Genomic DNA, 14,071 nt, shown 5'->3' with positions numbered 1-14,071 from the left:
TCTATTATAATGGGGAAGTTGATTGGAGGGTTTGAGATGTACCATGCTAAAAAAACATGGCTTGATAAAGTCATTGATTCAGAACAAATCGAACAATTGACGGCGGATGGCACAATCTCTCCGTACGTCGCACAACTACTTGTCCAACGGGGGTTCACGACACGTGAAGCAGCCCGTGATTTTTTAGAGATCGATCAAATGGCATTCCATGACCCATTTGCTTTTAAAGACATGCCAAAAGTCGTTGAGCGGATTCAACGTGCCGTCAACGAGGGTGAGATGATTTTAATTTATGGGGATTATGACGTCGATGGCGTGAGTTCAGCTGCGATACTTTGGCATGCCTTGATCGAAATCGGTGGCATGGCGGAGTGTTATATCCCGAACCGTTTCACGGAAGGATACGGACCCAACGAAGCGGCATTCCGATGGGCTGCAGAAGAAGGGTTCAGTCTCGTCATTACCGTTGACTGTGGGATTTCCGGCATCCATGAAGCAAATGTTCTCAAAGAGCTCGGTGTCGATTTAATTATCACCGATCACCACGAAGCCAAAGAAACGTTACCCGATGCGTTTGCGTTGATTCATCCGGGAGTTGATCCAGACTATCCATTCTCAAAGCTTGCTGGAGCGGGTGTTGCCTTTAAAGTCGCGCATGCACTCCTTGAACGTGAACCAGTCGAGTTACTCGATCTAGCAGTGCTCGGAACGATTGCCGATCTCGTCCCACTCGTCGGTGAAAACCGCTTGCTGGCGATTCGTGGCATTGAAGCGCTGAATGCGAGTGAGCGTCCAGGTATCCTTGCGTTACGTGACGTTTGCAGTTTAACTGAGGACGAACTGACGGAAGAGTCGGTTGGATTTGCGTTTGGTCCACGCATCAATGCAGCAGGACGTCTTGATTCTGCGATGCCAGCGCTCGAGATGTTGCTAGCGGAAAGTAAGGATGAAGCACTGCATCTAGCAAAACAGCTCGACCAACAAAATAAACAACGCCAAGATATCGTTAAGCAGATTGCGGAGGAAGCAACGGCACTTGTCGAAGAACGCTTCAAAGAAGACCGTGTACTCGTCGTTGATGCGGAAGATTGGAATCCAGGTGTCGTCGGCATCGTCGCGTCACGACTCGTTGAAAAATATCATCGTCCCGTCATCATGCTGTGTCATGATGCTGAAAAAGGAACAGCTAAGGGTTCTGGACGTTCGATTCCTGCATTTGATTTGTTTGCTGAACTGACGAAGTGTGAAGATATCTTGCCGCACTTCGGAGGACATCCAGCGGCAGCTGGGATGACCCTTTCTTCTGATGATGTCGAGGCGTTACGCCATCGGTTGAATGAACAGGCGAGCAGTTTGCCGGATGATGCTTTCATCGCGACGATCGATGTCGACCTACGTTTACAAGTCAGTGACGTCTCGATTCAGTTGATTGAAGATATTCAACGACTGGCACCGTTCGGGATGGGTAATCCTGCACCACGGATCGTCATCGAGCAAGCGAAGATTCGTGACATGAAACGGATTGGTCGCGACTTGACGCATGTCAAAGCACTACTATCAGGCAACGGGAAAGAACTTGACGCGATCGGATTTGGATTCGGTGATCTCGTCGATGAAGTCTCGACCTTATCGGAAATGCACTTGATGGGGAGTCTGAACATCAATGAATGGAATGGCTTCCGTAAACCGCAGTTGATGATTCAAGACGTCGCAGTCGAAGATGTCCAAGTGTTTGATTATCGTGGGGGGAAACGTCCTTTAAGTGAGCTGTTCGCTTTACCGCACGAGACGACGACGTTCGTTGCTTTCACCGATGAGGTAAAAGAGAAGTATGCCGAACGCCCATTGAATGGTCCGGTTCGACGAAATATCGTTTTCTTGGATCTGCCGGAAGAGGAAGAGGCGTTTCATCCATACGTACAACAGGCAGAACGGATTTACTGTGCCTTTAAGGACGAAGGTTATTATTTCGAGACGATTCCGTCGCGTGAAGACTTCAAGCATTACTTCCAGTATTTTGCGAAATGTCCACGAGACGAGCTTCGAATGGGGCTTGTACGTTTGTCGAAATCGCGAAAATGGACGAAACGATCGATTAACTTTATGCATTCGGTATTCTCGGAACTTGATTTTCTTGTTACAATGGAGGACGGGCTGCCGGGTGTAAACCCAAATGCTGCAAAACGAGATCTGACGGAAGCTCCGACGTACCAGCGTCATGAAGCGCGTCAAGAGCTTGAGCAACAATACATTTATTCGTCACTCGCTCAGTTGAAAGAGCGTTTTGATACTTTGGTAGAAGCGGCGAAGCAGGAGGAAAAGACATGGAGTTCAAACAGCATATAAAAGAGGTCGAAAACTGGCCGAAAGAAGGAATCAGTTTCAAAGATATTACATCACTCATGCAAAATGGACCGGCATATAAACAATCGGTCGACGCACTCGTCGAGTACGCACGTAGCAAAGGTGCAGATGTCATCGCAGGTCCGGAAGCTCGTGGATTCGTTGTTGGGTGTCCAGCAGCTTACGCAATGGAAATCGGATTTGTTCCTGTTCGTAAAGAAGGAAAATTACCGCGTGAGACAGTCCGTGTCGAGTATGGTCTTGAGTACGGAAAAGATGTCTTGACGATGCACGAAGATGCCATCCAACCGGGACAACGTGTCGTCATCCTCGACGACTTACTTGCGACAGGTGGTACAATCGAAGCGACAATCCAAATGATTGAAAAATTAGGCGGAACGGTTGCCGGAATCGGATTCTTGATTGAACTCGATGGTCTTGGTGGACGCGAGAAACTCGAAGGATACGATATTCTTTCATTGATTCGCTACGAAGACTAAAGCATACATACTCTCTTGGTACATGGTGACCAAGGGGGTATTTCTTTTTATTTTGACATCTTCTCAAGATTTCACGATAATAAGAATTATATATTAGGGATTCCGTTGCAGACGATCCCGGGGACTGGGTGAGGAAAAGGGATGACAAACAAACAAATCGTAAATGTAGAAGACCTTCTCGCTCGATGTGCGGAATACATGACGCAAGCTGAAGTCAAAGACATCGAACGGGCTTACCAATTCGCAAAGGACGAACATGATGGTCAATTCCGCCGTTCCGGGGAACCGTACATCATTCATCCGGTACAAGTTGCCGGTATCTTAGTCGATATTGGTTTGGATGCAACGACGATCGTCGCTGCGCTTCTTCATGATGTCGTCGAAGATACGGACATTACACTCGAAGAATTAACTGAACGATTCGGCCCTGACGTCGCGATGCTTGTTGATGGCGTGACGAAACTCGGGAAAATCAAATATAAATCAAAGCGTGAAGAGCTTGCTGAAAACCATCGTAAGATGTTTATCGCGATGGCAGAAGACATTCGCGTCATTTTGATCAAACTCGCTGACCGTCTGCACAACATGCGGACATTGCAACACATGGTCAAGGAAAAGCAAGTCCAAAAGGCAGAAGAGACACTTGAAATCTTTGCGCCGCTTGCCCATCGTCTCGGGATTTCGACGATCAAGTGGGAGCTTGAGGATATCAGTCTGCGTTATATCAATCCGCAACAGTACTACCGGATCGTCTCGATGATGAAACAAAAACGGACGGAGCGGGAAGCACTCGTCAGTTCGGTCATCGAAGAGGTCAACGAAGTACTCGATGATGTGCAAATCGCAGCGGAAGTCGATGGACGTCCGAAGCATATTTACTCGATTTATAACAAAATGCAAAACTCGAAAAAAGAGTTCAGCGAAATCTATGACTTGATGGCTGTCCGGATCATCGTCGATTCGATCAAGGACTGTTACGCCGTTCTCGGAATCATTCATACGCAATATAAACCGATGCCAGGACGCTTCAAGGATTATATCGCGATGCCGAAGCCGAACATGTATCAATCGCTGCATACGACGGTCATCGGACCGAAAGGCGAGCCACTCGAGGTCCAAATACGGACGCGAGATATGCACTTTATTGCCGAGTACGGGATTGCCGCTCACTGGGCGTATAAGGAAGGCAAGGAACAGGAAGCAAAATCAGGCTTTGAGGATAAGATTGCCCATTTCCGCGAAATTCTTGAGTTGCAGAAGGATACAGCAGATGCTGAAGAGTTCATGGAATCAGTCAAAGTCGATTTCTTTAGCGACATGTTATATGTCTTTACGCCAAAGGGTGACGTCATCGAGTTGCCGAAAGGCTCTGTTCCGATTGATTATGCTTACCGAATTCACACGGAAATCGGTCACCGGACGATTGGTGCGAAAGTCAACGGTCGGATGGTGCCAATCGATTATAAGCTGAAGACAGGTGACATCATCGAAATCGTCACGTCGAAGCACAGCTACGGTCCTAGTAAGGATTGGCTTAAAATCTGTGTGTCGAGTCAAGCGAAAAATAAGATTCGCCAATGGTTCAAACGTCAGCAACGGGAAGAGAATGTCTCAAAAGGACGGGAACTGATTGAAGCGGAAGTCAAGAAACTTGGATTCGAGCCGAAAGAAGTCATCAATGAGAAGACACTTGCAGACGTGACGCGGAAGTTCAACTTCGCGCAAGAAGAAGATATGTATGCTGCTGTTGGCTATCATGGTCTAACTGCTGCACAAGTCGCGCATAAATTGACGGAAAAATTACGCAAAGACAAAGAATCTAAAAATCTTGAACTCAACGAAGCAATCAGTGAGATGAAAACGTTCGATCGTCCGAAGAAGGAAAATCCGGAAGGCGTTCGCGTTAAAGGGATCGATAACATGCTCGTTCGCATGAGTCGCTGTTGTAACCCGGTTCCGGGTGACGATATCGTTGGATATATCACACGTGGACGTGGTGTCTCAATTCACCGGACCGATTGCTTGAACGTCATTCATGAACAAAATCCGGAACGTCTGCTTGAAGTCGAGTGGGAACATGAAGGCAAAGCAGTCAAAAGCTATAATGTTGAAATCGAAATCTCTGGATTCGACCGGGCAGGATTATTAAACGATGTCCTGCAGTCGGTATCTGCGACGAATACGAATATCGTTGCCGTTAGCGGGAAAGGCGACGACAGTAAGCAAGCAAAAATCACGATGACGATCGCAATCAACAACGTCAATCATTTACAGAAGGTTGTCGATCGGATCAAACAAATCTCTGACGTGTATGCTGTACATCGCGTCATGATGACGTAAGGAGCGGATGAGTCATGCGAGTCGTATTACAACGAGTCAAAGAAGCAAGTGTCACAGTCGATCAGGAGGTCATCGGTCAGATCAAGCAGGGATTCCTCTTGCTCGTCGGGGTCACGCATGAAGATACGATCGAACAAGTGAACTGGTTAGCTGATAAAATTGCTGGACTCCGCGTATTTGAAGATGAGGAAGAACGGATGAACCGCTCATTGCAAGATGTCGATGGTCAGATTTTATCCGTCTCGCAGTTCACGTTGTATGGTGACGTCAAAAAAGGTCGTCGTCCTGCCTTCACGGAAGCGGCGAAGCCGGATGTTGCTAATGAATTGTATGAAGCGTTCAATGAACGCCTTCGTTCGCAAGGACTGACGGTCGAAACAGGACAATTCGGAGCGATGATGGATATTGCGCTCGTCAATGATGGACCGGTGACATTGATTCTTGAAAAAGAAGCAAACGCTTGACAGGAACCGAGAGACGAGGCAATATTAAACGTAACCAAATGATTCATACGACCGAAGACGAAGAGGAGTAATCAAGACCTCGTCTGCTTAGAGAGTCGCCCCTTGGCTGGAAGGGCGAACAGACGAACTCGATGAAAGACCCTTCCGAGGTATCTTCCTGAACCGGTAGTAGGGAAGGTCGTACGCAGGCGTTAACTGCACCGAGTGGTCAAATGTGATTTGACAACCAGGGTGGTACCACGGGATCTTCAAGTTCTCGTCCCTTTGCGGACGAGGACTTTTTTGTATTCAAAAAAGGAGGAATTTGAGATGAAATTACCACGCGGTACGTTTGATGTCCTTCCAGGAACAGTCGAACGTTGGCAGTACATCGAACAACAATTACGTGAAATCAGTAAGCGTTATAACTATAAGGAAATCCGGACGCCGATTTTTGAGGAGACAGAACTCTTCAAACGTGGCGTCGGTGAGACGACGGATATCGTCCAAAAAGAGATGTTCATGCTTGAGAAACGGGGGAAAGATCAGTTGACGTTACGTCCAGAAGGAACGGCTGCTGTCGTTCGTTCATTCGTGACGAACAAATTGTTCGGTTCACCGAACCAACCGACGAAATTGTTCTATATCGGACCGATGTTCCGTTATGAACGTCCGCAAGCAGGTCGTTTCCGTCAGTTGCACCAATACGGAGTCGAAGCACTCGGAAGTGAACAACCGGCAATCGATGCGGAAGTAATCAGTCTCGCAATGAGCATTTATCGTTCTTTCGGATTGAAGCACCTTAAGCTTGTCATCAATACACTCGGTGATCACGAAAGTCGCGCGGCGCACCGGGCAGCACTCGTTGACCACTTCAAACCAGTCGTTCACGAGTTATGTCAGGACTGCCAGAACCGACTCGAAACGAATCCACTTCGTGTCCTCGACTGTAAGGTCGACCGCGATCACCCGAGCATGGCGACGGCACCATCGATTCTCGATTACTTAAATCCAGCATCAAAAGCCTACTTCGATGAAGTCTTACTTCACCTTGACGCACTCGGTATCGAGTATGTCGTTGATCCAACACTTGTCCGCGGACTCGACTATTACAATCACACGGCGTTTGAGATCATGTCGGAAGCAGAAGGTTTCGGTGCAATCACGACACTCTGTGGCGGTGGACGTTACAATGGTCTCGTCGAACAAATCGGTGGACCGGCAACACCAGGGATTGGATTCGGAATCGGCATCGAGCGCCTCTTGATGGCACTTGAAAATGAGAACGTCTTACCAGTCGTTGACGATCAAATCGATGTCTTCATTGTTGCGCAAGGTAGTGACGAAGTCGAAAAGACGGCAACACGTCTCTTACAACTGATGCGTCTTGAAGGACTTGTCGCCGATCGGGATTATCTTGGTCGGAAATTCAAAGGACAATTCAAAGCAGCCGATCGCTTAAAGGCACGCTACACGGTCATCCTAGGGGATGAAGAAGTCGAGCGTGGCGCAGCGGCACTCAAGAACATGGCTACAGGGGAACAGACGGACGTTCCGTTATCAGCAGTCGCTGATACGATCGTCGCGAAATTAAAGGAGGAAGCACAATGATCGGACGCACGCATATGAACGGTCAGGTGACGGAAGACGTCATCGGACAACACGTTCAACTTAAAGGATGGGTTCAAAAACGACGTGACTTAGGAGGTTTGATCTTCCTTGATCTCCGTGACCGGAGTGGTATCGTCCAAATCGTCTTCCAACCGGAAAACGAGCAGGCACACCGTCTTGCTGAATCGATTCGTTCGGAGTATGTCCTTGACATTAAAGGACACGTCATCGCACGTGAGAATCCAAACCCGAACATCCCAACTGGGCAAGTCGAAGTCGTCGCAGACGAAGTTGTCATTTTAAACGCAGCGAAGATGACACCATTCCCGATCAGTGAAGAAGCGGAGCAGACGTCAGAAGATTTACGTCTCAAATACCGTTACCTCGACTTACGTCGTCCATCGCTTCAAGAGACATTCCGTCTTCGTTCGAAAGCATCGAACATCATGCGGAATTTCCTCGATGAACAGGACTTCCTTGAAGTGGAGACGCCGATCTTAACAAAATCAACACCAGAAGGCGCACGTGACTATCTCGTCCCAAGTCGTGTTCACCCAGGTGAATTTTATGCCTTGCCACAATCCCCACAATTGTTCAAACAATTGCTGATGGTGTCTGGTTTTGAGCGCTACTTCCAAATTGCGCGTTGTTTCCGTGACGAAGACTTACGAGCAGACCGTCAACCGGAATTCACGCAAGTCGATATCGAGACGAGCTTCATGGACATCGAAGACTTGTATGCGATGATGGAGTCGATGATGACACGTGTCATGAAAGAAACGCTTGGCAAAGAGATCGTGACACCATTCCCACGCATGCCATATGCAGAAGCAATGAGTCGTTATGGCTCGGATAAACCAGATACACGCTTTGGTCTCGAATTGATCGATGTTGCGGAAGCGGTAAAAGGTGCAGGATTCAAAGTATTCGATATGGCACTTGAAGCAGGTGGCGAAGTTAAGGCGTTGAACGTCAAAGGTGCAGCTGAGCGTTTCTCACGTAAAGACATTGATAAGTTACAAGAATTCACGGCGATTTATGGCGCGAAAGGTCTCGCTTGGGTCAAAGTGACAGCTGATGGATTGAACGGTCCAATCGCGAAATTCTTCGACGAAGAAGCAACGGCGCGTCTGACAGCGGCGACCGATGCAGAAGCAGGCGACTTGTTATTATTCGTCGCAGCCAAAGCATCGATCGTAGCAGACAGCTTAGGAGCCCTCCGTCAGAAGTTAGCGAAGGAACTTGACTTGATCGATGAGTCGGTCTTCAACTTCCTCTGGGTGACGGACTTCCCACTCGTCACATACGAAGAAGAGGATGGTCGTTTCTACGCGAACCACCACCCGTTCACGATGCCGCGTCGTGAAGATCTTGAATTACTCGAGACGGATCCTGGAAAAGTCCTCGCAGTCGCTTATGACCTCGTCTTGAACGGTTATGAGCTTGGCGGTGGATCACAACGGATTTACGAACGGGATATCCAAGAGCGGATGTTCAAATTGCTTGGCTTCACAGAAGAAGAAGCAAACGAGCAGTTCGGCTTCTTGATGGAGGCATTCGAATACGGAACTCCACCACATGCAGGTATCGCACTTGGACTCGATCGTCTCGTCATGTTGCTCGCAGGACGTTCGAACTTACGCGATACGATCGCGTTCCCGAAAACAGCATCAGCAAGTGATCTGTTGACGGCAGCACCGAGCCCGGTTTCGGATGCTCAATTGAACGATCTTTCGATTCGGACAGCAGTTAAACAATCGTAAACTACGACAAGCGAATCTTCCAGTATAGGAAGATTCGCTTGTTTCATAGAGGAGGAAGTACGAATGGAACGACAGTTTTTTGAACGCTCACCCGTTGAAGTCGGACCAGATTTCTTAGGGACACAGATCACGGTTGATGAGGTGACGATGCGAATCGTCGAAGTCGAAGCGTATCTTGGCCCTCACGATCAAGCAGCGCACTCGTTTTCCGGTAAACCTACGAAACGGACAGCACCGATGTTCGGTCCACCAGGACATCTGTATGTTTATTTCACATATGGTATGCATCACTGCATGAATGTCGTCTGTGGGCATGAAGGGGAAGGATATGGACTTTTATTACGAGGGGCAGAAATCATCAGTGGACACGATCTAGTCGCAAAACGTCGTTTTGGTTGTTCTTACGAAGAACTGACGAATGTTCAACGACGAAATCTTGTCAATGGACCAGCGAAGTTGTGCCAAGGGTTCGATTTAACGACAGCGGACTCAGGTCAAGATCTCTATCAATCTCGCTTTCGACTTGTTGCTGATCCAGTCGATTCGATCGTCGAGACGACACGAATCGGTATTCCGAATGCAGGAGAAGCGACGACCTATCCTTGGCGTTTTTATGTAGAAGCGAGTGAAGGTGTCAGTAAACGTTAAAAAATGGACGCTCCGATGAGGAGACGTCCATTTTTTATTTAGGGTTATTGATTGATTTTTTAGATTGTTGCTTTTTATAGAATTTATAGACGATTGGTCCAACCGTCGTTACAAGCGTCATTAATGTTCTGAGTTTACCACGTTTTGCTGCCATTGATTCATTCACTCCTCTAGTTTGTTGTACTAATCATATTCCACGAAAACAACGTCTTAAAACCTCATCGGCACATCAAGTGGTTTTCCAAGTACTGTAGTCGGGTCATAGTATAAGGAGAAGGGAGACGATCAATATGGGAGCAGTCGTCTGGTATCGCAATGATTTACGTGTCGATGACCATGAAGCACTTCGGAGTGCGTGTGAAGAACATAACACGATTCGTGCGGTCTACGTTAAAAATCAAAAGAAACGAGATTTTAAGAGAGGTACACAACAAGAACGATTCGAACAGGAGACGCTAGAGAATTTAGCTATTCATCTGTCCCAAATCGGAATTACGTTAGATATTCTAGAGGGTAAGGTGCTTGAAGTGCTCGACTCTTACTTGCAACCGGATGAGACGGTCTATTTCCATAAGATGACCGGAACGGAAGAAGCAACAAGTGAGAAATATATCGAAGACAAATATACGACGCGCTCTTTGGAGACACAGATGTTGCATCGTCGAGAAGATATTGGAAGTGATGAACTAAAGCGCGTCTTTACGGCATTTCGAAAACGAGTCGAAGCAAAAGGTACGTTTTACGATCCGCTTGATCCACCATCAGGAATTCATTTAATGAAAGAGGAGTCGGTTGAAGCAGATCCAGAGATTGCGTTTCCGTTTCGTGGGGGAGAATCAGCGGGGAGGGCACGTTTGCAAGAATATCTTGCTGAGCCCGTGTTTACCTATAAAGAAACACGCAATGGGTTCTTACGAAATGATTCCTCAAAGTTGTCTGCTTGGTTGGCAAACGGGTCACTATCACCGCGTCGCGTCATGGCTGAATTGCAGAAAGCAGAGCGAGAAAAAGGAGCAAATGAATCGACGTATTGGTTGTATTTCGAACTGTTATGGCGTGACTTTTTCCATTTGACGATGCGCGAAACGGGAAGTCGTCTTTTTCGATCAAGTGGACTACAAGAAGGGCAACGTACATGGAAGACTGACCAAGCAGCAGTTGAACGTTGGATAAAGGGCGAAACCGGTGTTCCATTCGTCGATGCCTTCATGAACGAGATTAGAGAAACGGGGTGGATGTCGAACCGAGGAAGGCAGATCGTTGCGAGTTATCTCATCCACGAGTTAAAGCAGGACTGGCGTATCGGAGCAAGGTATTTTGAACAGCAATTAGTCGATTATGATGTCGCTTCGAATTATGGTAACTGGGCGTTTATCGCGGGTGTCGGAAATGCGACGCGGACACCAAGATTCGACCCCGTATTCCAACAACAGCGATATGATCCGAATCAATACTTCACGAAACGTTGGACCTGAAAAAAGCATTCTTTTCTGGAGTGGGAAGTAGTTGCATTTCAGAAGGGAGGATGCTATATTAAATGCATCAGATGGGGTTCCTGAATTGTACGAGAGCCGCCTTTTATCTTTGAGCCACTCTTTTTTGATAGGGAGTTTGACGTTCCAACTAGTAGTACATGCCTCGTAACACAGCAGGAGGACGTACGAATAGGAATCGGATAAGACACCCACCTGCACAGCAGGTTCAAAAATAAGGTATCGACACGGCACTTCGGGTCCCATCGTCTTATTATTTTATTGTTTGATACGTCGCATGACGTTTTTTTTTATGATATAATTCCGAGTAAAACAGTATGAGTATTGTGAGGTTATGAGATGTTACATCAATTTTCGCGTAATGAACTAGCAATTGGTAAAACTGGACTTGACGCATTGGCATCCAAGTCTGTCGCTATTCTAGGGATCGGTGGCGTTGGATCGTTCTCAGCAGAAGCACTTGCCCGTAGTGGTGTAGGCCGTTTGATTCTTGTTGATAAGGATGACATTGACATCACGAACGTCAACCGACAAATCCATGCCTTGCTCCCGACCGTCGGTCAGCCGAAGGTCGATGCCATGGCAGAACGTCTTGCGTTAATCAATCCGGACCTTGAAATCGTTCGTTTGAAGATGTTCTATAATGAAGAAACATTCGAGTCATTTTTTGAACAGAAGCCGGATTATGTCATCGATGCTTCGGACACGGTCTCGTTCAAAATTCACTTGATTCAAGAATGCAAGAAGCGTAACATCCCGATCATCTCGAGCATGGGAATGGCAAACAAGATGGATCCGACACGCATCAAGATCGTTGACATCAAAGATACAAGTTATGATCCACTGGCGAAGGTCATTCGGACAAGACTCCGGAAAGCCGGTATTCATAAAGGTGTCCCTGTCGTCTTCTCCGACGAGCCACCTGTTAAGATCATCGAAGAAGTCCGCCAAGTCGTCGGAAACGATGCAGCGGCGATTCGTAAGGCGAAGATGCCACCAAGTTCGAATGCGTTCGTTCCATCAGTCGGTGGGTTGATTGCAGCAAGCTATGTCATCAATGAGATTGTCCGTGAAGCCGGCGTGACGATTGAGCGCGTTCGTTAAAAAAAAGCGACCTTATGGTCGCTTTTTCTGATGTGTAGCTGTTTGTTTGTTCCAAAAATCAAGACGAGCTTGCAATTGTTTCTCAAACCCACGTGGACTAGGACGATAAAAGACTGGTTTCGTCCGAGCGAGGTTCTCGGGCCAATAATTCTGGGGGACATAAGCGTGCTCAAAATCGTGCGGATATTGATAGGTGACGCCATTTCCAAGTGCTGCGGCACCTGGGTGATGGGCATCGCGCAAGTGCGGTGGGACCGGTCCCCCGTCCGAGCGACGAACGAGCGTCAATGCTTGATCAATCGCTGAGATGACAGTATTCGATTTCGGTGCCGTCGCGAGATACAAGACCGTTTCAGCGAGCGGGATTCGTGCTTCCGGAAAACCGACGTATTCACAAGCACGTGCACACGCATCGACCATTAGTAAGGCTTGCGGATCAGACAGACCGATGTCTTCTGCTGCATGGACATAGAGACGGCGGACGATAAAGCGTGGGCTTTCACCGGCTTCAATCATGACAGCGAGCCAGTAGAGCGCGGCGTCCGGATCGGAACCTCGAATCGATTTAATGAAGGCAGAGATGACATCATAATGACGGTCACCGTCCTTATCGTATTTCAATGCTTTTTGCTGAATCGATTCCTCGGCGACAGCGAGATCAATCGTAATCTGACCATCGATTTCCGGTGTCGTCAAGACAGCGAGTTCAAGTGCATTCAACAATGCCCGGTAATCGCCATCCGATAACTTGACGTAATGATCGATCGCTTCATCCGTGATCGTGATCGGGTATTTGCCAAGACCACGATCCGCATCCTTCAGGGTCCGATCAAGGACGATTCGTAAATCATCTGCTGTCGGTGGTTCAAAACGAAAGACTGTTGCTCGAGACAAGAGTGCGGCGTTGACTTCAAAACTCGGATTTTCCGTCGTCGCCCCGATCAATGTGATCGTACCCGCTTCAAGTGCCGGTAGTAAGGCGTCCTGTTGCATCTTATTGAAACGATGGATCTCGTCAAGAAAGAGGATCGTTTTTTGATCTTCGAACTGGAGACGAGCTTCAGCTGCTTTTAGAATTTCTCGTAATTGTTCCAGTTTTGCAGTGACCGCATTCAGTTGCTCAAACGCTGATTTCGTATAACTAGAGATGACGCGCGCGAGCGTCGTCTTACCAGTTCCAGGTGGACCGTAGAAAATGACGGTTCCAAGACGGTCAGCTAGGATGGCACGCCGCAGGAGCGTCGTCTCTCCAATCAGATGGTGTTGCCCAACAATCTCATCCAGATTCTGCGGACGCATCCGATTTGCGAGCGGTCCGGCAGGGGACTGGGATTCAAATAAATGTGCCATACACATACGCTCCTTCCACTTTTAGCTACTACTATACTAGAAAGGATGATCCTTCGCATGATGAAAATCTCAACGAAAGGGCGATATGGTCTGACGATCATGATCGCACTCGCGAAAGAAGCTGAATCCAAACCATTGTCTTTAAAGAAAATCGCCCAGATGTATGACTTATCTGAGCACTATCTCGAACAATTGATTGCACCGCTTCGTAACGGGGGTCTCGTCAAAAGTGTTCGTGGTGCATACGGTGGATATAAGCTCGGTCGTGAAGCACAAAGCATCACGGCGGGTGAAATCATCCGTTTACTTGAAGGACCACTCGTCGTCGTTGAAGGCGACGCGTGTGACGAGGTCACGAAACGGAAGCTGTGGGATAAGATTCAACAAGCGGTTGACCAGGTTCTTGATTCAACAACATTGCAAGATTTAGCAGAAGAAGAAGATACAGGTTATATGTTCTATATTTGAGAGGTGAA

11 protein-coding genes, 1 other RNA gene and 1 other annotated feature are annotated in these 14,071 nt (G+C 47.7%); of the genes, 11 read left to right on the top strand and 1 reads right to left on the bottom strand.

Translation table 11 applies throughout. From position 1 onward, the window contains the following. Positions 1-36: 36 nt before the first annotated feature. The 10 genes from recJ to ADM98_RS13410 all read left to right on the top strand — a co-directional run bounded on the left by recJ (position 37) and on the right by ADM98_RS13410 (position 12,245). Entirely contained in the window at positions 37-2,346 is a 2,310-nt protein-coding gene (gene recJ / locus ADM98_RS13450; protein ID WP_053453944.1) for a single-stranded-DNA-specific exonuclease RecJ, read from the top strand. Then, positions 2,325-2,843, top strand: a complete 519-nt coding sequence (locus ADM98_RS13445) for an adenine phosphoribosyltransferase (RefSeq protein ID WP_035406521.1) — start codon at positions 2,325-2,327, stop codon at positions 2,841-2,843. The genes recJ and ADM98_RS13445 overlap by 22 nt, the downstream gene beginning before the upstream one ends. A 141-nt stretch (positions 2,844-2,984) precedes the next feature. Next, positions 2,985-5,183 (top strand): RelA/SpoT family protein, encoded by a 2,199-nt coding sequence (locus ADM98_RS13440; protein WP_053453943.1) that lies wholly within the window; start codon positions 2,985-2,987, stop codon positions 5,181-5,183. Between the two features lie 14 nt (positions 5,184-5,197). Continuing rightward, positions 5,198-5,647, top strand: a complete 450-nt coding sequence (dtd, locus tag ADM98_RS13435; protein ID WP_053453942.1) for a D-aminoacyl-tRNA deacylase — start codon at positions 5,198-5,200, stop codon at positions 5,645-5,647. 45 nt (positions 5,648-5,692) lie between these two features. Next, positions 5,693-5,914 (top strand) — a binding site (T-box leader). A gap of 42 nt (positions 5,915-5,956) precedes the next feature. After that, on the top strand, positions 5,957-7,237 hold the full coding sequence (gene hisS / locus ADM98_RS13430) for a histidine--tRNA ligase (protein ID WP_053453941.1): 1,281 nt from the start codon (positions 5,957-5,959) through the stop codon (positions 7,235-7,237). Next, on the top strand, positions 7,234-9,000 hold the full coding sequence (aspS, locus tag ADM98_RS13425) for an aspartate--tRNA ligase (protein WP_053453940.1): 1,767 nt from the start codon (positions 7,234-7,236) through the stop codon (positions 8,998-9,000). The genes hisS and aspS overlap by 4 nt, the downstream gene beginning before the upstream one ends. Before the next feature lie 63 nt (positions 9,001-9,063). Next, entirely contained in the window at positions 9,064-9,648 is a 585-nt protein-coding gene (locus ADM98_RS13420) for a DNA-3-methyladenine glycosylase (RefSeq protein WP_053453939.1), read from the top strand. 290 nt (positions 9,649-9,938) lie between these two features. After that, positions 9,939-11,123: a DASH family cryptochrome gene (locus tag ADM98_RS13415; protein ID WP_053453938.1), complete on the top strand. Its 1,185-nt coding sequence runs from the start codon at positions 9,939-9,941 to the stop codon at positions 11,121-11,123. Positions 11,124-11,197: 74 nt separating this feature from the next. After that, a non-coding RNA gene (gene ssrS / locus ADM98_RS17185) (6S RNA) lies at positions 11,198-11,387 on the top strand. 93 nt (positions 11,388-11,480) lie between these two features. After that, positions 11,481-12,245, top strand: coding sequence for a tRNA threonylcarbamoyladenosine dehydratase (locus tag ADM98_RS13410; protein ID WP_053453937.1), 765 nt, complete (start codon positions 11,481-11,483; stop codon positions 12,243-12,245). 12 nt (positions 12,246-12,257) lie between these two features. On the opposite strand, the gene ADM98_RS13405 is transcribed toward ADM98_RS13410, so the two are convergent. Continuing rightward, positions 12,258-13,595: a replication-associated recombination protein A gene (locus tag ADM98_RS13405; protein WP_053453936.1), complete on the bottom strand. Its 1,338-nt coding sequence runs from the start codon at positions 13,593-13,595 to the stop codon at positions 12,258-12,260. 60 nt (positions 13,596-13,655) lie between these two features. Between ADM98_RS13405 and cymR the strand changes: the two genes are divergently transcribed. Further along, positions 13,656-14,063, top strand: a complete 408-nt coding sequence (gene cymR, locus ADM98_RS13400) for a cysteine metabolism transcriptional regulator CymR (protein ID WP_053454559.1) — start codon at positions 13,656-13,658, stop codon at positions 14,061-14,063. Positions 14,064-14,071: the final 8 nt, after the last annotated feature.

It is taken from the genome of Exiguobacterium sp. BMC-KP, from assembly GCF_001275385.1.
Classification (GTDB): domain Bacteria; phylum Bacillota; class Bacilli; order Exiguobacteriales; family Exiguobacteriaceae; genus Exiguobacterium_A.
This window is presented reverse-complemented; position numbering and strand designations above follow the sequence as displayed.